This window comes from Primorskyibacter sedentarius, assembly GCF_004342065.1.
In the GTDB taxonomy this organism is placed as follows: Bacteria; Pseudomonadota; Alphaproteobacteria; order Rhodobacterales; family Rhodobacteraceae; genus Primorskyibacter; species Primorskyibacter sedentarius.
In genome coordinates this window covers 1-23,734 of sequence record NZ_SLZU01000019.1, presented here as the reverse complement: position 1 = coordinate 23,734, position 23,734 = coordinate 1, and the positions used below count along the sequence as shown (strand labels likewise).

Here is a 23,734-nt window from a genome sequence, read left to right as displayed (position 1 = left end):
CATGGCCCAGACCGGTTTCGGCGGCGACCCCGTCACCATGAAGACTATCGCACAGCACTTGGGCGTTTCGGTGACCACCGTCGCCCGCGCGCTTAAGGACGGCCACAAAGTCGGCCCCGAGATGGTGACTAAGGTGCGTGAGACCGCCGACCGGCTGGGCTATGTCCGCAACCTCGAAGGTGCCAAGCTGAGGACCGGCAAGACGCTCGTGGCGATGGCATTCCTTAGCTTCACCGAGGAAGAAGAGATCGGCGATTCCGGCTCTGTCGGCCTGTTGCAGGGCATCCACAAGCGCTTCGTCGGCACCGATTACTCGGTGCGGGCGGTGCCGGTGGCGATGGGCGACCTGGCCCTCGACCAGGTGCGTGAGGTGGTACGGGGGCGCAATGCCGACGGGCTGATCCTCGACCATACCGAGCTTCAGGACGACCGCGTCAAGTTCCTGCTGGAGTCGGATTTCCCCTTTATCACCTTCGGCCGTACCGAGCTTTTGTCGCCGCATCCCTTCTTCGACGTCGACAACGAATATGCTGCATGGCAAAGCACCGACGCGCTCTTGCGCGACGGGCACCGGCGGATAGCTCTTGTCGATGGCGACCTGCGCTACAGCTACGTCCGCCAGCGCGTGCGCGGCTACGAGACCGCCTTGCGTGAACACGGGATCGAGCCGGACCCGATGCTGCGCCATCACGACATGCTCGACGCCAACCGGGCCCGCAGGTCCGCCCGTCGCCTGCTCGACGCCGGGGCCGATGGTTTTGTCTGCGTAAACGAACTCACCTTTCTCGGCACTCGCGCCGGGGTGCGTGACCTGCTGGGAGCGGAAGTGCAGCGCATCGGTTTTGCCCTGCGTTCCGGCACCAATATCGCAGAATACGTCGCCACCAAGGTCTATACCTCGCATTTCTCCCGGCAGGAGGCCGGGCGCAAATTGGCCGACCTGCTTCTGAAACGGATCGACGGCGCCGCGCCAGAAGCCTGTCAGGAGCTGGCCAAGACCACCCTTCGCATCAATGGAAAACCGCATGAAACGCTCTGACATCAATACCATCTTGGCCGAAGGCGATGCCTTTATCCGCAGCTTCGGCCACATCCTGCCTCCCTTCGCCTATTGGTCGCCGGATCAAATGCGTGCGGCCGACGCTGCGCTGATCCGCGAACGCGGGCTGGGCTGGGACATCACCGATTACGGCGACGGTCGTTTCGACGAGATGGGCCTGTTCCTTTTCACCACCCGTAACGGCACTACCGCTGACCTCGAGACCGGGCGTGGCATGCTCTATGCCGAGAAGATCATGATCTCCCGGCGCAACCAGCTGTCGCCCATGCACCGCCACGACCTGAAGGCCGAGGACATCATCAACCGCGGCGGCGGCGATCTTGTGATCGAACTGTTCGCGCCGGGTTCAGACGGCGGCGTCGACCAAACCGCTCAGGTGACGGTGCCCTGCGACGGCGTACTGCGTACGGTCGAGGCCGGCGGGCGCATTGCCTTGCGGCCTGGCGAGAGCGTCACCCTGATGCCCGGCATCTGGCACGCATTTTGGGCCGAAGGAAAGGACTGCTTGATCGGCGAGGTCTCGACCGTCAACGACGACAAAACCGACAACGTGTTCCGCGAGCCGATCGGCCGGTTTTCGACCATCGCGGAAGACGTGCAGGCGAGCCATCTTTTAGTCTCGGATTACTAACGCCGACCGGATTTACCTCCGCATTGGTCAAGGGGCCGGTTCCGCCCCGGCTCGCCCAGCAACCGTCTCGCTCAAAACCAGGAGGAAACGCCTCCATGAATATGAACACAATTGAAACCACACTACGGGCCGTCGAGCCTGTCGCACCTGCCGCAGTATCGATCCGCGAGGAATTCACATTGTCCGAAGTGGGCGCGCTTGCGCGTTTTTATCGAGGCAAGATCGATCGGAGCACCATCTGGGGGACCCGACTGGACACAACAACCAACTGGGCCGTCGTTGTGACCGGCGTCTCCTTCACGGTCGCTTTCGGCAGCCCGAGCGCCACCGCTCTGCCACTGGTCCTGGTCGGTTTGCTGGTCGCGGTGTTCCTGTTGCAGGATGCGCGGCGCTACCGTTGCTTCAACGTCTGGAGGGCGCGGGCGCGGCTGATGGAAACCGATTTCTACGTACCGATGCTGCGCGGTCCGGGCGGCCGACGGGATTGGTGCTGTCACGTTAACCGAAGGGTTGGCGGTCAAGGCCGTAGATGACGGCCTTAGGCGATACTGGCTGCTACTTTCCACGCGCAGAGAGCTTCCATCCGGTGGTAGCGAATGGTTAGGGCGGCGCGTCGGCGAGTTGGAACGGAGAAATAATTGCGGACGGCGGAATGGATGGACACGAAGCGTTGCAGGCCGTCCGGAGAGCGATGACCCTGCATCACGCGCTCCCGCTTTCGGAACGGCAAATGGCTGTTCTCGGCACGATTGCTGAGCCCCTTATACGACAAGTGATCCAGTTGGAGCAGGAGTTCGCGCTTGACCGCGCCGTACGATCGGAGCATGTCCGTGATAATACGTTTGGGAACAGACCCCGCGCGCTTCATCAACTTGCGCAGAAGCCGTTTGGCGGCCTGTTTGTCCCGCTGGGACTGGAGGATCTCCTCCAGAACAACGCCGCGCTGATAAACGGCGCGCCAGAGCCAGAACGTCTTTCCCGAAATCGTCACCACGACTTCGTCAAGATGCCAGATGTCGCCGGAGCGGCGCTGGCACCGCCGCAGGTTCCTCGCGATCTGCGGCTCGAATTTGGCCGTCCAGCGCCGAACCGTTTCATAGGAGACTTCGATGCCACGTTCGAGCAGCATCTCCTCGACCTCCCGCACGCTCAGATTGAACCGGACGTACAGCCAGACCGTGTGGGCAATGATCGAAGGCGGGAGCCGTGCCGCCTATAGCTGATGGAAGGTGTCTGCATCGCTGTGACCTACGTAGCACACAGCGAGCAGGCAATCGCTACCCGATTAACGTGACATCTCCGCTTTAAGTGCAAACGCACAGCAGAGCTTACGTGGGTTTGCACATTTTGAGGTATAGGATTGACTTCTATAACTCAAAAATGCTCATTCTGTGAGTTATAGGAAGGAATTCTATAACTCATGGCCTGGAACTGGCAGATATCGGGTTGGCCGGATTTCCGGTACGACGTAGCATCACTGGCACCGTTCGAGCAGCGCTTCCTGATGTCGTCAGGCGAAGTCCTGGGTGCCGTCCACCATGTCAGCCCGTCAGAGCGTGATCAACTCCGCATCGACCTGCTGAGCGATGAGGCCATGAAAACCAGTGCCATCGAAGGAGAGATGCTGGACCGGCGCAGTGTGCAGTCTTCGCTGCGTCGTCAGCTTGGATTGTCGCCCGACAGCTATCCGACAAAGCCTCGGGAACGTGGCGTGGCTGAGATGATGGTCGACGTGTATTCGACCTACGCCGAGACCCTCGAGCATGAGACGTTGTTTCGGTGGCACGAAATGCTTCTTGCCTTCGACAAGCGTCTGGAGGCCATCGGGTCATACCGGCAGCACGAGGAAGCCATGCAGATCGTCTCGGGGCGTCTTGATCGTCCGGTCGTGCATTTTGAGGCCCCGCCATCTGCTCAGGTTCGGAATGAGATGGATCGATACGTCAACTGGTTCAACCAGACCGGGCCGGGTGCCGAAGAGGCTCTGCCGGCGCTGACGCGTGCGGGCCTGAGTCATCTCTATTTCGAAAGTATCCATCCATTCGAAGACGGGAATGGTCGTTTGGGTCGGGCCCTCGCCGAAAAGTCCCTTGCTCAGAGCATTGGGCAGCCAAGCCTCATCGCCCTCGCCTTCACCATCGAACGAAAGCGGAAAGACTACTACGACCAGCTAGAACAGCACCAGAAGACACTGGATGTCACACCTTGGCTGGTCTGGTTCGCCGACGTCGTTCTCGCAGCGCAGCAAACCACTCTTGAACGTGTGGGCTTCTTCATTTCCAAGGCGCATTTCTATGACCGGTATCGCATTGCGTTGAATGAGAGGCAGGCCAAGGTGATCGAGCGGATGTTCCGAGAGGGGCCTGACGGGTTCAAAGGTGGTCTGAGTGCGGAGAACTATATTTCGATCTCCGGGACATCACGGGCAACGGCCACCAGGGATCTTCAGGAACTTGTCGAAATTGATGCCTTCACGCGTACTGGCGAACGCCGATACACTCGGTACTGGCTGAATCTTGAAGGACCGGATGTGTAGCGTATCGCTGGCGGGGACGGCGGGAACACGACATTAGAGGCTTATTCTCCCGTTCGCGCAAGGTTCAGAAACCATTGGGAGTGTGCAAAAGCGAGGGGTTGTGCCGCTATGGTGTCATTTGAGACTGACAGACGACCATCGAGAACATCGGCTCTGGTGACGGCCAGATTGTTAGCTCCGCGTGGTGACCATCTCATGCGTCTTCGTTTGCCCATGCGCGCGTTTCCGATGTCATCGCCACAACCTTCGGCACGGGAGGTCGAGATCAGCAAGCCGCTGCGATATCGCCAACCATAGTTGACCAACGAACCCATGTTGCTGGTGAGATAGCTGTGGGGCATCGTCAAGTTATCGGAGTTTCTGTCGGCGAAAGCCGTGGCACTGGATCTCAGGCAGCCGTCAGCTCACGCGTGATGTCGTCCCAAATCCAGTGGGCATCGGCTCTGGTTTGGCGATAGGCAGCGGCTGAAAGTGTATGGCGGCGCGGACGGAAGATGGTTTGGACCTGATCATGAACGGAAAGAAATCGCTGGGCCTGTCTCGGCGACTTGAACCTTCCCATAATCTTTTCTCGCCGTCGTCTGGGGCGATGTGACCCTTCGGATCGATTGTTAAGGCCCTTGTGACTGCGGTGCTCTATTCCCGGAGCAAGCTCCTTCAAGGCGGCGCCATAGCTTCGGAGTTTATCGGTGACGATCACCCGTGGCTCGCCAAACGCCTTGAATAGTTTGCGAAAGAACCGAATGGCGGCCCGTTTATTGCGCCGAGATTGTACGAGGATGTCCAGTACATCGCCTTTGCTGTCGACGGCGCGCCACAGCCAATACTTCTTACCATTTATCGGAAGGACGATTTCGTCCAAGTGCCATTTGTCCGCCGCTTTGGGTCGATTTCGGCGGATCGCCTTGGCATATTGTAACCCGAACTTCGCAATCCAAGCGCGGATGGTCTCGTAGCTGACCACAACACCGCGTGCGGCTAACAGGTCCTCGGCATCGCGCAAACTCATGGGAAATCGATGATAGGCCCCGACAGCGTATCCAATGATTTCAGGAGGAAAACGGTGGCCTGAAAAGGCACCAGATTGCTTGGGTTTGGTCATGCGCCCACGTACCTGCTTTTGAGATGTCCCGCAACTTGACGGTGCCCTACGATGGCCTCTGCATCGGCCACATCGTTCTTCTGGCGTTTGACGAAAGGCTTCACATAGACTGGCGGCATCAGGCGCACGTCGTGCCCCAGCCCCTCACATTCCCGCCCCCAGCCATGCGCCGTCGCACAAGCCTCCATGGCGATCGTGCATTTGGGCTACTGTGCCATGAACGCCAGCAACTGACCCCGTGAAAGCTTCTTACGAAACGCAACCGAATCGTCACAGCGAGCGCCGTGCAGCTGGAAAACGCGCTTTGCCAAGTCGATACCTATGAGAGTAACTTCGGACATGGATGCTCCTTCCTTTTGTGATGGCTTTAACATTCACCACATTGGCACATTGCGATGCCGTCGGGAGGGAGCATCCACGCCATCAACAGAGCCGTGTCAGGTAATTGAGCCCAGCCCTATACACTCAGAAACCACAGCGAATTAAGCCTGCGAACACAAGGATATTTTCATGCGCCCTGACCTGATTGCCGCCTATTTCAAAAGCCTGACAACCGCGCGGGCCAGCGGTGTACCTGTTGCCCCGCCTGAGGGCATCCCCACCTATCAAGAGGCGCTGGCCATCCAGTCGCAGGTGCAAGAAACGCTGGGCGAGGTCGCCGGGTTCAAGCTGGGCCCGGGGCCGAATGGCAATCCTGTGCTGGGGCCGATCCCTGTCGCGCGGGTGTTTGACAGCGGGGCGCCGATCCCCTCGCCGGATATGGCTGGCGTCGAATTGGAAATTGCCTTTGAACTGATGCGCCCTCTGGGCGACGGGCCGCTGCATAGCGTGTTTCGTCCGCGCCTTGTGATGGAACTGGTCGATTGCCGTCTTGTGGGGGATGACCTAGAGCCGACGCAAAAGCTGGCCGACATGCAGTCGAATGACGGGCTTGTTCTGGGGCCGGTGCTGGATGGTTGGGATGGCGCTGATTTCGGTAGCGTGCAGGCGGCCATGAACGGGGCAGGGCGGGTTCTATTGGACGGCGCGGCCGAGGTGCCCGGCGGTTCGGCGCTTGGCAATTTGCAGCTGTTTCTCGACAAGATCGGCGATCACTGCGGCGGGCTAAAGGTCGGACACCACGTCATCACCGGATCGCTCTGCGGGTTGCCATGGTTTGAGGCGGGCAGCACCGTTCAGGCTACGGTTGCCGGGTTCGGAGAGATCACGGCGCAGTTGGTGCCGCAAACGCGCTGATCAGCTCCTCTGTCTGTGTGCCAAGATATTCGGCGACGACGCGGGCGGCTCGGGACAGCGGGCGGCGCGCGTCGATCACCGTCGAGATGGTGGGCGAGGCCAGCCCGGCCTCTTTCAACGGCAGGAACCGCAGCCTGCCGTCCATCAATTCAGGCAGCATATCCAGTTCCGAGGTGATCATTGCCACGTCACCCTGAAGCAACGCCTGTTTCAGCAGTTGGATAGAATTCGAGGTCAGCACAGGCCGGTTAGAGGCAAAGAACCACGCGTGGCGGTTGTCTAGGTATTGCCGCGTCGGCATCAGCGCGCTTTGCGACACCAGTGCGTGACCGTCCACATCCGAAAGCGACAGCTTTCCAGCCGTGGCCAGTGGGTGGTTGGAGGCGACGATGCAACCCAGCCGTAGCTTGCGCTGCCACAGCACATGCTGGTGTCGCATAGGCGGGGCGTTAAAGGTCATGGCGACGTCGACCGTGCCTTCTTCCAGCGCGCGCAGGGCATCTGTCGGGGTCATTATGTCCAGCGAGAGGCGCAGGTTGGGCTGGTTGGCGCGCAGGTCCTTGTGCAGGTCCAGCAGCACACCGTTGCACAGACTGTCCATGCCCGCCAGCCGGACCGACCCGTATTCCTTGCCCCGCATTTCCAGCAGGCCGGTTTCCAGACGGTCGGCATCGGCGCGCCAGCGCCGCGCCATGACAATCACCGACTCGCCGGCGGCCGTGGGTCGCATTCCGCGCGGCAGGCGTTCGAACAGGGGTGCGCCATTGGCCTCTTCCAACGTCTTGATGTGCCGGTCGATGGCCGAAGCGGCGATTCCCAGCGCGCGTGACGCCGCCTGAATAGATCCGTGTTCTGCGACCGCCTCAAGATACAGCAACTGGCGCGGAACGAGGTGAAATTTCATGCAAATACGCCCCTGAATTGCGTTCTCATTTTGAGAATGCAACCTTGCCTATTTTGTCATGGTTGGCAATCGAAAGCCTCGCTAGCGTTTGGTCGAACGCGACAGGAACGGTGGGTATGCAAGGCCAACTTTCAACACATGATACGGTGATTTCCGGCGCGCGGGTGGTGACACCCGCCGGGGCGGCACAGTGCGATATCGGTATCCGGGACGGGCGCATCGTGACGCTGGGCACCGATTTGTCGGGCAATGAGATGATCGACGCGACCGGTCTGATCGCTATGCCCGGCGGCATCGACAGTCATGTGCATATCGCCCAGCCGTCCGGACCGGGGATCGAGATGGCGGATGATTTCGCCAGCGCCACCCGTGCTGCGGCCTGTGGCGGCAACACGCTGGTGATGCCCTTTGTCCTGCCCGATGAGGATCAAAGCTTGCGCGAGGCAACTGTCGCCTATCTTGCGCGCGCAGAGGGCCAGTGCCTGACAGACATCTCCTGTCACCTGATCGTCAAGAGCGCCGACCCCGTCACGCTGGGGCAGGACCTGCCAGCGCTGATCGCGCAGGGGCTGACCAGCTTTAAGGTCTTCATGACCTACGAAGGGATGCGCCTGAAAGATTCCGAGATTCTGCAAGTGATGGATGTGGCGAAAGGGCAGGGCGCGTTGACGCTGGTTCACGCCGAAAACGAGGACGCCATCGAATACCTGCGCGACAAGGCGGAAAGGGCAGGGGACACCGCGCCGGTGTTTCATGCCCGCTCTCGCCCGGTGCCGGTAGAACGCGAAGCCACACACCGAGCCACCACGCTGGCCGAAGTGGCGGGTGTACCGCTGATGGTGGTGCACGTGTCGAACGGTGCCGCGCTGGAGGAAATCCGCCGCGCCAAGGACCGCGGCGTCAAGGTCTACGCCGAGACCTGTCCGCAATACATCACGCTGACGGCGGACGATCTGGACCGCGCGGGTTTTGAGGGCGCGAAATGCGTATGCTCTCCGCCGCCGCGCGATACGCATGAGCAGGCGGCGATCTGGGCGGGGTTGGAGCAGGGGGCGTTCGATGTATTTTCCTCGGACCATTGCCCGTTCCGCTTTGCCGACGAAAAGGGCAAAGACGCGCCCGGTGCGCGGGACTCTTTCCGCAACATTCCCAACGGAATTCCGGGGGTCGAAACGCGCCTGCCGATCTTGTTCTCCGAAGGGGTCAGCAAGGGGCGCATCAGCCTTGAGGCGTTTGCCGCGCTGACCGCCACCAACCACGCGCGCATCTACGGCCTGACGAACAAGGGCGCGCTGATGGTGGGCAAGGATGCCGATATCGTGCTGTGGGACCCGACGCTGACAAAGGCGATCACCCAAGGCGACCTGCATCACGGGTCGGACTACACCCCGTGGGAAGGGTTCGCGGTCACCGGCTGGCCGGTGCGGACCCTTTTGCGCGGCCAGACCGTTATGGAAAACGGCGCGCCCGTGGGCGCGGCCATTGGGCGGCATATCGCGCGCGACAAGGTGGCGGCATGAAGTATCCCGCCGTCGATCCCCGCCGCGTCGGGATGCTGACGCCCAGTTCCAACACGGTGTTGGAGCCCTATACCAGCGCCATGTTCGCCCCCTTTGGTGAGGCGGCCAGCGCGCATTTCGGGCGTTTCCGGGTGGTCGAGATTTCCATGTCTGATGCCAGTCAGGCGCAGTTCACGCTGGAGCCGATCCTTGAGGCCGCCGAGCGGCTGGCCGAGGCGCGCCCGCACCTGATCGCCTGGAACGGAACGTCTGCATCTTGGCTGGGGCTGGACAAGGACCGCGCGCTTTGTGCGGCGATCACTGAACGGACCGGCGTGCCCGCGACGTCGACCATCCTTGCCTATGACGCGCTGCTGAAAGGCATGGGGGTCAAAAGGCTGGGTGTGGTGACGCCCTATGTCGAAGAGATCGAAACCCGGATGATCGCAAACTATGCCGGGCAGGGGATCGAGGTCGTCAGCTCCAATAGGCTGAACGACAGGGGAAATTACAGTTTCGCCACCTATCCGCCCGCACAGGTGGGCGCGATGATCGAACGCGTGGCCGAGGCAAAGCCCGACGCCATCGCCGTTGTCTGCACCAATTTTCGCGGCGCGCCAGAGGCGGCGCGCATCGAGGACGCCACCGGCATCCCGGTACTCGATTCCGTCGCCGTCACGGCGGCCCATTGCCTGTCACGGGTCGGGCTTGATCCCGCGCAGGTCACCGATTGGGGGGGCGTATTTCAAACCGTTGCCGCCCTTGGCCTGCCACCACTCACACTCTCCGAAACCAAAGGAACATCCACATGATCCGTACACTTGCCTGCGCCGCCACGCTGACCGCGCTTGCCATTCCTGCCGGGGCCGAGACGTTCCGCGTCATGGGCCAGCCGGTCGCCACCGGCCTGATCCAGAAGAACGTCGAACAGCCGTTCTTTGAGAATTTCGCCGCCGAAACCGGGCTGGACGGCTTCAGCGCCGATTACCAGCCGGTCGACGTGACCGGCATCAAGGACACCGAACAGTTGCGCATCCTCAAGGGCGGCTTGTTCGACATCGTGTCGCTGCGCCTGAGCCAGGTGTCGCGGGATGAGCCGACGATCCTTGGTCTCGACCTTGTGGGACTGAATCCGGATTACGCCACGGGCCGCGAAACGGTCGAGGCCTTTGCCCCGATTGTAGATGCACGCCTGCAAGAGCGGTTCAACACCAAACTGCTGGGCGTCTGGCCCTTTGGTCCGCAGGTCTTGTTCTGCGAGCCGGAGATTGGGTCGCTGGCCGACCTCAAGGGGCTGAAAGTGCGGGTCTATGACCAGAACCTAGCGGAATTTGTGTCGCTGGTCGGCGGAACGCCGGTCCCCATCGGTTTCCCCGAGGTTCAGCAATCGCTGGCGCGCGGCGTGGTGGATTGCGCCATCACCGGCCCGTCCTCGGCCAATTCCGCCGGCTGGCCCGAAGTGACGTCCTATACCCTGCCGATCGCCTTCCAACTGGCGATGAACGGCTATGGCATCAACCTCGACACCTGGAACAAGCTGAGCCCCGATGAGCAGGAGAAACTGCAGGCCGGGTTCGACAAGCTGACTGACAAGATCTGGAGTTATTCCGAAGAGTTGTTCGTCGATGCGGTGAACTGCAACACCGGCGCCGAACCCTGCGAGACAGGCACGAAATATGACCTCGTGCTGGTCGAACCCACCGATGCGGACAAGGAACTGGTCGGCACGGCTGTGCCGAACGTGTCCTTCCCGGCGTGGGCCGAGGTCTGCGATGCTACCAATCCCGGCTGCTCTGATGCCTGGACCAAGGCCGTGACGGCCAAGGACAGCATGTAAGCCGGACCTGCGCCCGGACCGTTCCTCCCTGCGGTTCGGGCGCCATTTTCAAGGAATTCCCTTATGGAACGCCTCGCCACATGGATCAGCCGATTGTTCGGTTGGTCGCTTTTGTTCCTGTCCGGTTTTGTCGCGCTAGAAACGCTGCTGCGCAAGCTGTTCAATACCTCGTTGCAGGGGGCGGATGAACTGGGCGGCTATGTGCTGGCCCTCGGCGCGGCGCTGAGTTTTTCCGTTGCGCTGATCGACCGCGCGCATATCCGTATCGATGTTCTGCACGCGCGGATGCCGGTCTGGGCGCAGGCGCTGGTGGACTGGCTGGCAGTCTTGTCGCTGGCGGTACTGGGGCTGTTTTTCCTTTATGTCGGCTGGTTCGTAATCTCTGACACGCTGGCCTATGGATCGACCGCCGCGACGCCCTGGCGGACGCCACTGATCTGGCCGCAATCGGCCTGGTACGCGGCGCTGGCGGGCTTTGCGCTGCTATCCTTTGTGCTGCTGGCGCGGGCGAGCCTGCTGTTTTTCACCGGACGGCACCGGGCGCTAGCCGCGGCGTTCAATCCGACCTCTGCCGAGGACGAATTGAGCGAAGAGTTGACCCAAATGAAAGGCCGCTGAGATGAGCATCTTTGACGTCGCCATCGGGTTTACGATCATGATGGGCCTGTTGTTGATGGGGCTGCCGGTGGCCTCTGTCATGGTCATGATGGGCGTGGCCGGGGGCATGGTCCTGTATGGTCCGGTGCTGTTGCAAAGCATGGGGCCAGTGATCTGGGGCACCTCGAATGAGCCGGTCCTGACCGCGATCCCGCTGTTCATCCTGCTGGGCGAGCTGCTGCTGCGTTCGGGTCTGGCGGACCGGATGTATGGCGCGCTGGCGCTGTGGCTGGGGCGGCTGCCGGGCGGTCTATTGCACACCAACATCGGTTGTTGCGCGCTGTTTGCGGCCACATCCGGCAGTTCCGTGGCAACGGCGGCCACCGTGGGCACCGTGGCGCTGCCCGCGCTGGAGGAACGCGCCTATCGGCCCTCGCGGTCGCTGGGATCATTGGCGGCGGGCGGCACCTTGGGCATTCTCATTCCGCCTTCGGTCAACCTGTTGGTTTATGGGTCCTTGGCCAGCGTGTCCGTGGGGCAGTTGTTCATCGCGGGTGTTGTGCCGGGGATCCTGCTGACCATGCTGTTCATGGCTTTCATCGCCGTGCAGGACATCCTGACCCACACCGAAAAGCGCGATGACGTGGTGATCCCGTGGTCCGTGAAAATCGCGGCACTCAGGCATCTGGTGCCTGCGGCGGTGGTGTTCCTGATTGTCATGGGCTCGATCTATCTGGGGATTGCGACTCCGACGGAAAGTGCCGCTTTGGCTGTGGTCGTGGCGCTGGGGTTTGTCGCGGCCGAGGGCAAGCTGTCGCTGGCCTTTCTCGACATCTGTTTCCGCAAGACGGCCAAAACGACGGGGATGATTCTGATGATCATCGTCGCGGCCTTTACCCTGAACTTGACGCTGGCCTTGGGCGGGATCACCGCGGTGATATCGTCCTGGGTGGCGTCGCAGGGACTGACCATGGTCGAACTGCTGTTCGCGCTGATGCTGTTCTACCTGATCCTTGGCATGTTCATGGACGTGCTGTCGATGCAGGTGCTGACGATCCCGATCTTTGTGCCGATCGTTGTGCAGGCGGGGGTGGACCCGATCTGGTTTGGCATCTTCGTGGTGCTGATGTGTGAACTAGGGATGATCACGCCGCCGGTGGGCATGAACCTGTACGTAGTGCAGGGCGTGCGCGGGGATCGCGGGCCATTCTCGGACGTGGTGGCGGGGGCTATTCCTTACGCGGGGCTGATGCTGCTGTTCACCTCGGCGCTGATCTTCTGGCCGCAGGTGGTGACGTGGCTGCCGCAGGCGGTGGGCCGATGAAAGATTTTTCGCTGAAAACCTTGGATGCGACCGCGTTGTTGCAGGCCTATGCCGAAGGGCGCGTTGATCCACTGGATGTAACGCGCGCGCATCTGGATGAAATTAACCGTCAGGATGGGGCACTGAACGCCTACAGCGCCCTGTCAGGGTCCGCATTGCCAGAGGCGGCGGCCCAGTCGCAGGCCCGTCGATCTGGTGCCTCGCTCGGCGCATTGAGCGGCGTGCCGATCATCGTCAAGGACAACCTTGTTGCGCGCGGGATGCCTGCCGCTTGGGGCAACGTTGAACTGGCGCGGCGCGTGGCCGAGCAGGATGAGATGCCGGTGGCGGCGCTGCGCGCGGCGGGTGCGGTGATCCTTGGCAAGGGCAACACGCCCGAATTCGCGGTTGAGGGCTATACCGGGAACCTCCGTTTCGGAGTCACGGGCCATCCTTTGGATCCGTCGCTGACGCCCGGAGGATCCTCTGGCGGCGTTGTTACGGCGGTGGCCTCTGGCATGGCGGTGGCGGGGCTGGCCACCGATGGCGGTGGCTCTATCCGGCGTCCGGCGGGGTACACCGGGCTTTGGGGGCTGAAGCCGGGGATCGGTACGGTGTCGCGCGGCGGCGGACTGCCGCAAGTGTTGCTGGATCTGGAGGTGGTCGGGCCAATTACTCGGTCCGCGCGTGATCTGGCGCTGTTTCACCGGGTTCTGACAGGGCAGGGGGCCACGGCACCAGGCACCTGCCGCATTCTGGCGGTGGGTCTGCTGGGCGACGCGCCTTGCGATCCGGTTATCCGGTCCCGTTTTGACGCAACGGTCACGCAGTTGCGCGGGCTGGGGCATGAGGTTGATGTGGGCGCTCTGCCGGTTGATCTGGCACCGCTGAACGCGGTTTGGTCCAGCATCGGTGAGATCGGACTGGCGCATCTGGGACGTAACGACCCAGCGGTGCTGGACTGTGCCGCCGAGAAATACCGCGCGATGGCACGGGCCGGAGCGGGGGCCAGCGCAGTGGATCTGTATGAGGCGCTGACCCGAATCTTTGCCCTGCGCGAGACTGTGCGGGGGCTGTGGGGGTATGACGCCGTGCTGATGCCGACGGCGGCAGCGATGCCTTGGCCTGCGGATCAGGCCTTTCCTGCGCAGATCGACGGGCAGGATGTGGGGCCACGGGGGCACGCGATCTATACAGGCTGGGTCAATGCGGCTGGCGTGCCAGCGCTGGCCTTTCCTGCGGCACAGGCCGGAGAGATGCCAGTGGGTATGCAACTGATCGTCGATCACGGCGGTGAGGGGTGGCTCTTGGGCGTTGCCGCCCAGTTGGACGCGGGGCAGGGGAAATGACCCCGCTTTTGATGAACCCCAACGCAAATGTCGCGACAACCGAAGCAATGCTGCAGATTGCGCGCCAGATCCTGCCCGACATCACCGGATGGACCGCGCCCAAGGGGCCTCAGATGATTGTTGATGAGGCGGCTTTGACGGCGGCCGGGCGACAGGTGGCAGAGGCGCAATTGCCGCGGGTAGCGGGGATCATCGTGTCCGCCTTTGGCGATCCGGGGCGCGCGGAGCTGGCGGCGCGGATGGTCTGCCCGGTGATCGGGATTGGCGCGGCCTCGGCCCGGGCAGCGGGGGGGCGACGCTTTGCCGTGGCGACGACCACACCCAGTCTGTCCGGTCCGATTGATGCCTTGATGACGCCGGTGGCTGGCTACCTTGGCTGCTATCTGACGCAGGATGATCCGCTGGCCTTGATGGCGCATCCCGCGCGGTTGGATGCAGCGCTTGCCGGGGCTGTGGCGCGCGCCACCGAGGACGGTGCCGAGGTGGTCATCATCGGCGGCGGCCCTCTGGGAGAGGCGGCGGAACGCTTGTCAGCATCCAGCCCGGTGCCCCTGATTTCGCCGATTCGTGCGGCCTGTGTTGAATTGCGCGATGCGCTTTTGTCCGGCGCTTCGGCGGGCGCGATTCGTGTGCCGCGAAAAGAGGCGTCAACAACTGTCCGTAAGTCCAAAAATTAAGCATTTCGCTGCAGCGCAGAAATTCATGATCGGAAAATTCACGTTTCTGCTGGTTGGACAGAAATGCCCCGGTCAAAGTTTTGCGAAACTGAACCGGCGCAAAATAGACCGACAATACAAAGGAATAACAATGACTTGGCAACCCAAGGAGGTATCAATGCCTAAATTTCTAAAAGGGGCTGTGGCCATTGCGACAGCGGTCGCGCTGTCCTGTGCCACGATGGCCAACGCCCAAGGCGTTCTGCGCGTCGGCATGACGGCAGCGGATATTCCGCTGACCACCGGCCAGACCGACCAAGGCGGCGAAGGCATGCGTTTCATGGGCTATACGGTCTATGATTCACTTATCGAATGGGACCTGAGCAGCGCTGACAAACCGTCGGTCCTGATCCCCGGCCTTGCGACCGAATGGTCTGTGGGCGAGGACGAACTGACGTGGACCTTCACGCTGCGCGAAGGCGTCACGTTCCACGACGGATCGCCGCTGACCGCCGAGGTGATCGTTTGGAACTTTGACAAACTGCTGGACGACACGGCCGAGCAATACGACCCGCGCCAGTCGGCGCAGGGCAAAAGCCGTATCCCCGCCGTGGCCTCTTATGAGGCGGTGGACGACCTGACGCTGACCATCACCACCAAGGTGCCAGACGCGACGCTGCCTTATCAGCTGGCATGGATCCTGATGTCGTCCAAAGCCAACTGGGAAGCTATGGACAAGGACTGGGAACAGGTCGCCATGGCGCCCTCTGGCACCGGTCCGTGGAAGCTGGAATCCGTTGTCCCGCGTGAGCGCGCCGAACTGGTGCCGAACGCCGAATACTGGGACGAAACCCGCATCCCCAAGCTGGACAAGATGGTGCTGATCCCGCTGCCCGAACCCAACGCGCGTGCCGCGGCACTGCTGTCGGGGCAGGTTGACTGGATCGAAGCGCCCGCGCCCGACACCATCCCGGCGATGACCGGCAATGGCTTTGTTATCTCGTCCAATGCCTATCCGCACAACTGGACATGGCACCTGTCGCGTCTGGAAGGCTCGCCCTGGAATGACATCCGCGTGCGCAAGGCCGCCAACATGGCGATCGACCGCGAAAGCATGATGCCGCTGCTGGGTGGTCTGATGGTCCCGGCCAAAGGGTTCCTGCCGCCTTCGTCGCAGTGGTTCGGCACCCCGACGTTTGATCCGTCTTATGACCTCGACGCTGCCAAGGCGCTGATGACAGAGGCAGGTTTTGGCCCCGACAACCGTCTGACGGTCAAGGCGCTGATCTCTCCGTCAGGTTCGGGCCAGATGTTGCCGCTGCCGATGAACGAATACATCCAGCAGAGCCTTGCAGAGGTCTGGATCGACGTCGAATTCATGGTCGTCGAGTGGAACCAGATGATCAACCTGTGGCGTGCAGGTGCTGCGGACGAGGCCGTAGATGGCGCGCAGTCAATCAACTTTACCTACTTCATCCAGGACCCGTTCACCGGCCTGATCCGTCACCTCGACGAGGGTCTGATCGCGCCTAACGGCACCAACTGGGGCCACTACAAAGACCCGGAAATGCAAGCGCTGTTCGAAGGGATCAAGACCACCTTTGACCCCGTGGAACAGACCGCCGTCCTGCAGAAGACGCATGAGAAATACGTCAACGAGGCGCTGTTCCTCTTTGTCACCCATGACGTCGCCCCGCGTGCCCTGAGCCCCAAGGTCGAAGGCTTTGTTCAGGCGCAGAACTGGTATCAGAACTTCTCTTCCATCTCGATGGCCGAGTAAGTCAACCGCCCCCGCAGCAACCTGTGGCGGGGGCATCCGGAACAGAAAGCCAAACCCCGTGCTCAGCTATCTCATCCGCCGCATCCTGCTGGTCCTGCCCGTCGCCTTTGGCGTGTCGGTCATCTGTTTCCTGCTGGTCCAGATCGCCCCCGGCGATCCGTTGACCGCCATCATGCCGATCGACGCCACAGCCGAGGAACAGGCCGCCATGCGCGCCGCCTACGGGCTCGATAAACCGCTGCCCGTGCAATACGCCATCTGGATCGGGAACCTGTTTCAGGGCGACATGGGCAAGTCCATCGCCTCTGGCCGTCCCGTCGCCGCCGAGGTCTTTGGCGCGGTAAAAAATTCGTTGCTGCTGGCGGTGTCGGCGGCGGTGATCGCCTTTCCCATCGGCATCTTCCTTGGTTTTCTCGCGGGCTATTTCCGCGACACTTGGATCGACCGCGCGGTGACGGCGCTGTCTATCACCGGAGTGTCGGTGCCGAATTACTGGCTCGGCATCGTTCTGGTCATCATCTTCTCCGTCAACCTTGGCTGGCTGCCATCTATGGGCGCAGGTCCGGGTGGGTCGCAAAGCTGGGCATGGGACTGGGCGCATATGCGCCACCTCCTCCTGCCCGCCGTGACCTTGGCCGTGGTGCCCATCGGCATCGTGTCGCGCACCGTGCGGGCGCTGGCGGGCGACATCCTGAGCCAGGATTTCGTCGACGCTCTGTACGCCAAAGGCATGAGCCGCGCCGACGTGCTGCGCCATGTCGCCCGCAACGCCGCCGCCACCGCGCTGTCGGTCATGGGGCTGCAATTGGGTTACTTGTTGGGCGGCTCGATCCTGATCGAGACGGTTTTCAACTGGCCCGGCTCTGGCTTTTTGCTGTCGAACGCCATCTTTCAGCGCGACCTGCCCTTGTTGCAGGGGACCATCCTGATCCTTGCGCTGTTTTTTGTGGCGATGAACCTGATTGTCGACGTGGTGCAGGCCGCCATCGACCCCCGTATCCAGAGGACGTGACGTATGGCCATGGCTGAAGCCACTTCCATCCACGCACCCGAGAAGGTCGAGAAATCCAAAGGCTATTGGTCCGGTGTCGGCCACCGGCTGGTGCGCGACCCGCTGACGATGTTCTGTCTTGCGGTGATCGCCGCGCTGATCCTGTCCGCGGTCTTTGCGCCCTATCTGGGCCTTGCCGATCCCTACAAGGGCTCGATGATCGCCCGGCTGAAACCCATCGGCGCGCCGGGTTATCCGCTGGGCACTGATGAACAGGGCCGCGATATGCTGGCCCGGCTGATCTATGGCGGGCGGCTGACATTGTTCATTGGGCTGATGCCGGTGGTCATCGCCTTTTTCGCGGGGTCGATCCTTGGGATCACTGCCGGTTACGTCGGCGGGCTGACCAACACCATCATCATGCGGACAGTGGACGTGTTCTTTGCCTTTCCGTCGGTCCTTCTGGCCATCGCCATTTCCGGCGCGCTGGGGGCGGGGATCGTCAACAGCCTTGTGTCGCTGACCATCGTCTTTATCCCACCGATCACCCGCGTGGCCGAGGCGGTCACGTCCGGCGTGCGCAAGCTGGACTACATCGACGCCGCCCGCGCCTCCGGTGCCAGCGCGTGGACGGTGATCCGGGTGCATGTGATCGGCAACGTGCTGTCACCGATCTTTGTCTATGCCACCTCGCTGACATCGGTCTGCATGATCCTTGCCGCCGGTTTGTCCTTTCTTGGCATCGGCGTGCGCCCGCCGGAACCCGAATGGGGGCTGATGCTGAACACGCTGCGGTCCGTCATCTACGTGAATCCGTGGCTGTCGGCGCTGCCCGGCGTGATGATCTTTGTCACCTCGCTGTGTCTGAACCTGCTGAGCGACGGTCTGAGGAGTGCGATGAATGTCCGTGACTGACACCTACCAGCCATTGCCGGACACCGGCGGCCCGGCGCAACCGCTGATCCGTGTGAGCGGATTGCAGAAGTACTTTCCCGTCCGGGGCGGCATCCTTGGCCGTACGCAGGCCAAGGTGCAGGCGGTCGACGGCGTGTCTTTTGAGGTCAAAAAGGGTGAGACTTTGGGCATCGTGGGCGAATCCGGCTGCGGCAAGTCCACCACTGCCAAGCTGCTGATCGGGCTTGTCGAAAAGGACAAGGGCGAGATTGTCTTTGACGGTCACGCGCTGGGGGAACGCCTGTCGCTGAAGGATCTGCGCCGGGGTGTGCAGATGGTGTTTCAGGACAGCTATGCCACGCTAAACCCGCGCTTGACGATCCTCGACTCCGTGGCCTTTGGCGCCAAGGTTCAGGGGCTGGACAACCCAGAGGACCTGGCCCGCAAGATGATGGACCGGGTGGGGCTGGACCCCGACCGTTTTGCCCATCGTTATCCGCATGAACTGTCCGGCGGACAGAGGCAGAGGGTGAACATCGCCCGCGCGCTGGCGATGTCGCCGCGTCTGGTGGTGCTGGATGAGGCGGTATCGGCGCTGGACAAATCGGTCGAAGCGCAGGTGCTGAACCTGCTAAACGACCTGCGCGAAGAATTCGGTCTGACCTATGTCTTCATCAGCCATGACCTGAACGTGGTGCGCTATATCTCGGACCGCATTCTGGTGATGTATCTGGGCGAAGTGGTCGAGGTCGCTCCGGTAGAGAGCATCTGGCATGAGCAGGCGCATCCCTACACGCGCTCCTTGTTTTCGGCCATGCCGTCGATGGACCCGGACAACCGGACCAAGGAACCACCACTGGCGGGCGACCCGCCTAACCCGATCAATCCACCTTCGGGCTGCCGGTTCCACACCCGCTGCCGCTTTGCCAGTGCGGTCTGCAGGGAGGCCGTGCCGAAACTCTCGGGGTTGGCGCGCAACGGCGATCACATGGTCGCCTGTCACTTGCACGACGCAGAGTCCGGCCATCCCAAGGCGGGGCAGGGGGTGCCGGAATGACTAAACTGCTGGAGATGAAGAACCTCAACGTGCGCTTCAAGGGCAAGCGCACTGTTCATGCAATCAACGACGTGTCGCTGTCGATGGAACAAGGTGAGACGCTGGCGCTGTTGGGGGAAAGCGGGTCCGGAAAGTCGGTGACGCTGAAGACGCTTCTTGGGCTCTTGCCACCGAAACGGTCAGAGATCGATGGTTCGATCCATGTGAACGGTACCGACATCATGTCCCTGCGCGGCAAGGCGCTGCAACGGTATCGTGGCGGTGAGGTGTCGATGGTGTTTCAGGAACCGGCGCTGGCGCTGGACCCGGTCTATACCGTCGGTCACCAGATCGCGGAGTCCGTCATGCGGCACAAGGGCGTGAACAAGGCAGAGGCCATGTCGACCGCGCTGGACATGCTGGACCGGGTGCGCATCCCGTCCGCCAATCGCCGCCTGCACAACTATCCGCATGAGCTGTCCGGCGGGATGCGGCAGCGGGTGATGATCGCGCTGGCGCTGGCCTGCCGACCGCGTCTGTTGCTGGCGGATGAGCCGACCACGGCACTGGATGCGACGGTGCAAATCCAGATCCTGCTGCTGTTGCGAGAGTTGCAAAAGGAATTCGGCATGGGTGTGATCTTTGTCACCCATGACATCGGCGTGGCCGTGGAAATCTCCGAGAGGATCGCCGTGATGTATGCAGGCCAGGTTGTCGAAGAGGGCACCACGCATGAGATCATCCGCGACGCCCGCCACCCTTACACCCAAGGATTGCTGGCCGCGAACCTGCATGACGTCGCACGGGGCGAACGGTTGAACGCCATCCCCGGCGCGCCTCCTGCACTGGAGGTGCGGCCTGACAGTTGTCCCTTTGCGCCGCGCTGCCCTGTTGCGATGCCGGAATGCGCCGCCGGATTGCCGCCGTTGCATTTACCCAGTGATCGTCGCCGCGTGGCCTGTCTGCGCGCCGCCCAACCCCTAGCTGCCGAGTGAGCCGATGCTGATCGACAAAGACCCCTATCATTGTTTCATGCCCTATCCGCCCGTCGCGGTGCCGAATGGTGAGGGTCCGCTGAGCAGCCTGACTCTGGCGGTCAAAGATATTTACGACGTCGCGGGCTATCGCACCGGCAACGGCAATCCGCTGGCGCTGGCTATGAGTGCGGTCAAGGACCGCACATGCCCTGCTGCGCAAGGGCTGCTGGACGCCGGTGCCCGCTTTGTCGGTAAGACCCATACGGATGAGCTGGCTTGGTCGATGTACGGGATGAACGCGCATTTCGGCACGCCGGTGAACTCTGCGGCCCCCGATCGCATTCCCGGCGGGTCGTCTTCGGGATCGGCAGCGGCGGTCGCGGGTGGATTGGCGGATATCGCCATCGGGTCGGACACCGGCGGATCGGTGCGCGCCCCGGCCAGCTTTTGCGGGATCTGGGGGATGCGCCCGACACACGGGCGGATTTCGCTAGACGACGTCATGCCGCTTGCCCCCAGCTATGACACTTGCGGGATCTTTGCGCGCGACGGTCAGACGCTGCTGCGGGCCCATTCTGCGCTGCAAGTTGACGTTGCGCCGTTGCCTGACAAGCCGCGCCTGCTGTGGCCGGTCGAAATGATGGATCACCTTGGCGCGAAGCAGCGCGCAGTATGTGAGGCGGGATTCGCGGGCATAGATGCGGCGCCGTTGACGGGGCTTTACCCCGAGGGGATTGAGGCGGCATATCAGGTCTTTTTGACAACTATGGGCGCGGACGCCAAAGAGCATATCGTGCCTTATATCCGCCGATCCGGTATGCCGCTGGTGCGCGGCATCGATGGTCGCGCCGCCACCGCTGAGGCGCTGACAGAGGCCGAGATTGCCCCGGCACAAAAGGCCCGCGCCGCGTTCACCGCCCATGTTCAGGCGCTGCTTGGCAGCGATGGCGTGATTTTGGCCCCGGTGGTGCATGACGCGCCGTTCAAGCTGGATGCGCCGGTTGAGGTGTTCGACGGCTACCGTCACATCTCGCAGAAACTGCTTTGCGTGGCTGGTCTGGCAGGATTGCCACAGGTGGTCTTTCCGGCGGGCAAGGTCGACGGGGCACCCTTCGGGCTGTCGCTGATCGGGCCACGCGGATCGGATTTGTCGTTGATCCAGCTGGCAATCGAATTGACCCGCGTGAAGGAGCCGGCATGAGCGAGATCGAAAAAAAGCTGGCCGAATTGGGGCTGGAACTGCCGCCGTCCGCCCCATCTCGTGCGATGTTTCTGCCCGGCAAGATCAGCGGTAACCTGTTGTTTCTGTCGGGGCAGATTTGCGAATGGGAAGGTGTGCCGAAGCACTTTGGCCCGATTTCCAAGGGCTTTGACGTCTCGATCGGGCAGGAGGCCGCGCGGATGTGCGCGCTGAACCTGCTGTTCTGTGCGCGTCAGGTGGCCGGGTCGCTTGATCGGATCGTCGGAGTGGTCAAGGTCAACGGATATGTCGCCGCCGATCCCGACTATGGCGAGGGACCGTTCATTGTGAACGGCGCTTCGCAACTGTTCACCGACCTCTTGGGCGAGGCGGGGCGCCATGCGCGCACGGCGGTCAATGTCGCGTCATTGCCCGCCAATGCGCTGGTCGAGGTCGAGGCCGTGCTGGAACTGACCTGACTGATGTTAAGGCGCGGGGCGGGCTGCCGCCTCGGCTTCGAATATCCGCACGTCTTTGGAGGCGACCGATAGGTGGACCGGCTGACCGGGGCGGAGATCCACCCTTTCGGGGAAGGTTGCTACGAAGTCCAGCCCACCCTTGCGCAACACGATCTCGGTCATGGATCCGGTCGGTTCCACGACAACCACGTCGGCGGCCAGTGCGTTTTCTGCGCCCGCTTCTACGAGGCGAAAGCTTTCGGGGCGGATTCCCATGGACACCGCGCCCTGTCGGTTCGCCGGGTGGGGCAGCCTGATTTCATCCCCGTCGGGAAGGCGCAAGCGCATTGGGTCATTTGGCATCACGTTTGCTGCAAAGAGACTCATTGACGGAGAGCCAAGGAAGGTGCCGACAAAGGCGTTGGCGGGGTTGTCGTATAGCTCTAGCGGCGTGCCGACCTGTTCGATGTGCCCGTCGCGCAGCACGACGATCCGGTCGGCAAGGGTCATGGCCTCGATCTGGTCATGGGTTAGGCTCTGTTGCAACAGAGCCGTTCCGGGCTCGATCTGCAAAGTCGCCTCAAAGGCGAAATGCGCAAAATTCTTGGTGCAGTCGCAAGCGGCAAAACCAAGCTCGCGCGCCACAAAAACATTGTAGCCGAGTTCCGAAAAATGAACGCCGAGACAGTGGCCACCCGAGTGCACATCAAGATCCCGGATCTGGGTCTACGCAAGGGTCAGGTTGCGGGCGTGCAACTTCAAGGGATCGATGTGGCCTTTGATCCAAACGATCCAATCGGCGGTTTTACGATGCTGGTTGTCGGCACCTAACTCGCTGTAGCGAGCTGTTTTCCCATTCCGATCCACCTAATGCGGTGGGTCAGCTGCCAAACTGGTCGGAGAGGAAAAATTCGGAAAGCGTTGTTGCGAGGTCGGACTGGTCGATCACCCAGCATTTGCCGCCCGTGTTCGGGTTACGACCCTTTGGCGCCAGGCCGCTTTCGGCGTGGATCGGCACGAAGCGGTGCGGGAAGCGGCTGACTAGGGCGAGGTCGATCCGGGTGGGGCTTTCGATGTCCTTGATGGAGACAGGGCGGGTCAGCATGGCGTCGCCCATCCAGCGCTGAAGCTGGTAGGCGGTGACGTCGAGCTTGCGCTGGTTCTCCGGTTTCATCTTCGCTGCCGAGAAGGCAGCCTTGAAGGTGGTGACGTCCTGGTCGATCTCTTCCTCGAGTTCCGTGGGAGCGTCAGGGAACATGTCGTTGCGGGCCTCGATCTCGTCGATCTTGCCTTCGAGGTCCTTGTGAAGTTCAAGCAGGCGCTCCATCGCGGTCTCGACGCTGATGAGGCCAACGAAGTGTTCCTTCGGATCCGGATCCTCGAGGCTTTCGGTGATAAGAAGGCATGAGACGCCAACATATTTCCGGGCCAGTGCGGTGTAGAGCAACAGACGGGTGGACCACCAATCGTGCGAGAGGTCGACATGCAGCGCCGGGGCCGGGATCCCGCGCGCGGACTCCGTGGCCATGCTCACGAGCCCTGCCTTGATTGTGGCGAGGCTGGTGTCTTCAAGTTCGTCCTTGGCGAAGATCCGCTCCATGTCGCCCATCATCACCGGCGGGCGCAGGGCGTCGCGGAAGCGGCGGGTGGGCTCGACATTGGCGAGCGACGTGGCGACGCGGGAAGCGAGGTCGTCGGGGTTGACGAA

25 protein-coding genes and 2 pseudogenes are annotated in these 23,734 nt (G+C 62.0%); 20 read left to right on the top strand and 7 right to left on the bottom strand.

Going from position 1 to position 23,734, the window contains the following annotated elements:
* Position 1: 1 nt before the first annotated feature.
* The 3 genes from EDD52_RS18750 to EDD52_RS18740 all read left to right on the top strand — a co-directional run bounded on the left by EDD52_RS18750 (position 2) and on the right by EDD52_RS18740 (position 2,224).
* A complete protein-coding gene (locus tag EDD52_RS18750; RefSeq protein ID WP_132247835.1) occupies positions 2-1,039 on the top strand; it encodes a LacI family DNA-binding transcriptional regulator in 1,038 nt (345 codons plus the stop codon).
* Entirely contained in the window at positions 1,026-1,691 is a 666-nt protein-coding gene (locus EDD52_RS18745) for a D-lyxose/D-mannose family sugar isomerase (RefSeq protein ID WP_132247833.1), read from the top strand. The genes EDD52_RS18750 and EDD52_RS18745 overlap by 14 nt, the downstream gene beginning before the upstream one ends.
* 95 nt (positions 1,692-1,786) lie before the next feature.
* On the top strand, positions 1,787-2,224 hold the full coding sequence (locus EDD52_RS18740) for a DUF2270 domain-containing protein (RefSeq protein ID WP_165907587.1): 438 nt from the start codon (positions 1,787-1,789) through the stop codon (positions 2,222-2,224).
* A gap of 5 nt (positions 2,225-2,229) precedes the next feature.
* Here EDD52_RS18740 and EDD52_RS18735 read toward each other — a convergent pair whose 3' ends face one another.
* Positions 2,230-2,883, bottom strand: a complete 654-nt coding sequence (locus tag EDD52_RS18735; RefSeq protein WP_132247831.1) for an IS6 family transposase — start codon at positions 2,881-2,883, stop codon at positions 2,230-2,232.
* A gap of 228 nt (positions 2,884-3,111) precedes the next feature.
* Here EDD52_RS18735 and EDD52_RS18730 point away from each other — a divergent pair, with 228 nt between their 5' ends.
* Positions 3,112-4,227, top strand: a complete 1,116-nt coding sequence (locus EDD52_RS18730) for a Fic family protein (RefSeq protein WP_132247829.1) — start codon at positions 3,112-3,114, stop codon at positions 4,225-4,227.
* A 119-nt stretch (positions 4,228-4,346) separates the two neighbouring features.
* On the opposite strand, the pseudogene EDD52_RS18725 reads toward EDD52_RS18730, so the two are convergent.
* The 3 genes and pseudogenes from EDD52_RS18725 to EDD52_RS24090 form a co-directional block, all read right to left on the bottom strand.
* Positions 4,347-4,562 (bottom strand): annotated as a pseudogene (locus tag EDD52_RS18725) (ISKra4 family transposase); the annotation flags it as partial.
* A 53-nt stretch (positions 4,563-4,615) separates the two neighbouring features.
* Positions 4,616-5,329, bottom strand: a complete 714-nt coding sequence (locus tag EDD52_RS18720) for an IS6 family transposase (RefSeq protein WP_132247827.1) — start codon at positions 5,327-5,329, stop codon at positions 4,616-4,618.
* Positions 5,330-5,379: 50 nt separating this feature from the next.
* Positions 5,380-5,670 (bottom strand): annotated as a pseudogene (locus tag EDD52_RS24090) (IS110 family transposase); the annotation flags it as partial.
* Positions 5,671-5,839: 169 nt separating this feature from the next.
* Between EDD52_RS24090 and EDD52_RS18710 the strand changes: the two are divergent.
* Positions 5,840-6,565 (top strand): hydratase, encoded by a 726-nt coding sequence (locus tag EDD52_RS18710; protein ID WP_132247825.1) that lies wholly within the window; start codon positions 5,840-5,842, stop codon positions 6,563-6,565.
* On the opposite strand, the gene EDD52_RS18705 is transcribed toward EDD52_RS18710, so the two are convergent.
* Positions 6,534-7,469, bottom strand: coding sequence for a LysR family transcriptional regulator (locus EDD52_RS18705; protein ID WP_132247823.1), 936 nt, complete (start codon positions 7,467-7,469; stop codon positions 6,534-6,536). The genes EDD52_RS18710 and EDD52_RS18705 overlap by 32 nt on opposite strands.
* 116 nt (positions 7,470-7,585) lie before the next feature.
* On the opposite strand from EDD52_RS18705, the gene hydA reads away from it, so the two are divergent.
* From hydA to EDD52_RS18635, 14 genes are all read left to right on the top strand, one after another.
* On the top strand, positions 7,586-8,989 hold the full coding sequence (gene hydA / locus EDD52_RS18700; protein WP_132247821.1) for a dihydropyrimidinase: 1,404 nt from the start codon (positions 7,586-7,588) through the stop codon (positions 8,987-8,989).
* On the top strand, positions 8,986-9,780 hold the full coding sequence (locus EDD52_RS18695; RefSeq protein ID WP_132247819.1) for a maleate cis-trans isomerase family protein: 795 nt from the start codon (positions 8,986-8,988) through the stop codon (positions 9,778-9,780). The genes hydA and EDD52_RS18695 overlap by 4 nt, the downstream gene beginning before the upstream one ends.
* Entirely contained in the window at positions 9,777-10,805 is a 1,029-nt protein-coding gene (locus EDD52_RS18690; protein WP_132247817.1) for a TRAP transporter substrate-binding protein, read from the top strand. Before EDD52_RS18695 ends, EDD52_RS18690 begins: the two co-directional genes overlap by 4 nt.
* Positions 10,806-10,868: 63 nt before the next feature.
* Positions 10,869-11,423: a TRAP transporter small permease subunit gene (locus tag EDD52_RS18685; protein ID WP_132247815.1), complete on the top strand. Its 555-nt coding sequence runs from the start codon at positions 10,869-10,871 to the stop codon at positions 11,421-11,423.
* Between the two features lies 1 nt (position 11,424).
* On the top strand, positions 11,425-12,726 hold the full coding sequence (locus EDD52_RS18680; RefSeq protein ID WP_132247813.1) for a TRAP transporter large permease: 1,302 nt from the start codon (positions 11,425-11,427) through the stop codon (positions 12,724-12,726).
* Positions 12,723-14,054 carry an amidase gene (locus EDD52_RS18675; protein ID WP_132247811.1) on the top strand — a complete coding sequence of 444 codons (1,332 nt, stop codon included), beginning with the start codon at positions 12,723-12,725 and terminating at the stop codon, positions 14,052-14,054. Before EDD52_RS18680 ends, EDD52_RS18675 begins: the two co-directional genes overlap by 4 nt.
* Positions 14,051-14,731, top strand: a complete 681-nt coding sequence (locus EDD52_RS18670; protein ID WP_207906060.1) for an aspartate/glutamate racemase family protein — start codon at positions 14,051-14,053, stop codon at positions 14,729-14,731. Before EDD52_RS18675 ends, EDD52_RS18670 begins: the two co-directional genes overlap by 4 nt.
* 157 nt (positions 14,732-14,888) lie before the next feature.
* Positions 14,889-16,490: an ABC transporter substrate-binding protein gene (locus tag EDD52_RS18665; RefSeq protein WP_132247809.1), complete on the top strand. Its 1,602-nt coding sequence runs from the start codon at positions 14,889-14,891 to the stop codon at positions 16,488-16,490.
* Positions 16,491-16,548: 58 nt separating this feature from the next.
* Positions 16,549-17,502, top strand: coding sequence for an ABC transporter permease (locus tag EDD52_RS18660; RefSeq protein WP_132247807.1), 954 nt, complete (start codon positions 16,549-16,551; stop codon positions 17,500-17,502).
* A 3-nt stretch (positions 17,503-17,505) separates the two neighbouring features.
* The gene (locus tag EDD52_RS18655; RefSeq protein ID WP_132247805.1) at positions 17,506-18,396 is read left to right on the top strand and encodes an ABC transporter permease; all 891 of its coding nucleotides are present in this window, start codon (positions 17,506-17,508) and stop codon (positions 18,394-18,396) included.
* Positions 18,383-19,432, top strand: coding sequence for an ABC transporter ATP-binding protein (locus tag EDD52_RS18650; RefSeq protein WP_132247803.1), 1,050 nt, complete (start codon positions 18,383-18,385; stop codon positions 19,430-19,432). Before EDD52_RS18655 ends, EDD52_RS18650 begins: the two co-directional genes overlap by 14 nt.
* The gene (locus tag EDD52_RS18645; RefSeq protein ID WP_132247801.1) at positions 19,429-20,406 is read left to right on the top strand and encodes an ABC transporter ATP-binding protein; all 978 of its coding nucleotides are present in this window, start codon (positions 19,429-19,431) and stop codon (positions 20,404-20,406) included. The genes EDD52_RS18650 and EDD52_RS18645 overlap by 4 nt, the downstream gene beginning before the upstream one ends.
* Positions 20,407-20,410: 4 nt before the next feature.
* Complete coding sequence (locus tag EDD52_RS18640) at positions 20,411-21,589, top strand: amidase (RefSeq protein WP_132247799.1); 1,179 nt, start codon at positions 20,411-20,413, stop codon at positions 21,587-21,589.
* On the top strand, positions 21,586-22,047 hold the full coding sequence (locus EDD52_RS18635) for a RidA family protein (protein WP_132247797.1): 462 nt from the start codon (positions 21,586-21,588) through the stop codon (positions 22,045-22,047). Before EDD52_RS18640 ends, EDD52_RS18635 begins: the two co-directional genes overlap by 4 nt.
* A 6-nt stretch (positions 22,048-22,053) precedes the next feature.
* Here EDD52_RS18635 and EDD52_RS24295 read toward each other — a convergent pair whose 3' ends face one another.
* Positions 22,054-22,572 (bottom strand): TOBE domain-containing protein, encoded by a 519-nt coding sequence (locus EDD52_RS24295; protein ID WP_132247795.1) that lies wholly within the window; start codon positions 22,570-22,572, stop codon positions 22,054-22,056.
* Here EDD52_RS24295 and EDD52_RS18625 point away from each other — a divergent pair.
* Positions 22,567-22,857, top strand: a complete 291-nt coding sequence (locus EDD52_RS18625) for a hypothetical protein (protein WP_132247793.1) — start codon at positions 22,567-22,569, stop codon at positions 22,855-22,857. The genes EDD52_RS24295 and EDD52_RS18625 overlap by 6 nt on opposite strands.
* Positions 22,858-22,906: 49 nt before the next feature.
* Here the strand turns inward: EDD52_RS18625 and EDD52_RS23740 are convergent.
* Positions 22,907-23,734 (bottom strand): hypothetical protein (locus tag EDD52_RS23740; RefSeq protein WP_165907586.1); only part of this gene is annotated, 828 nt, incomplete at its 5' end.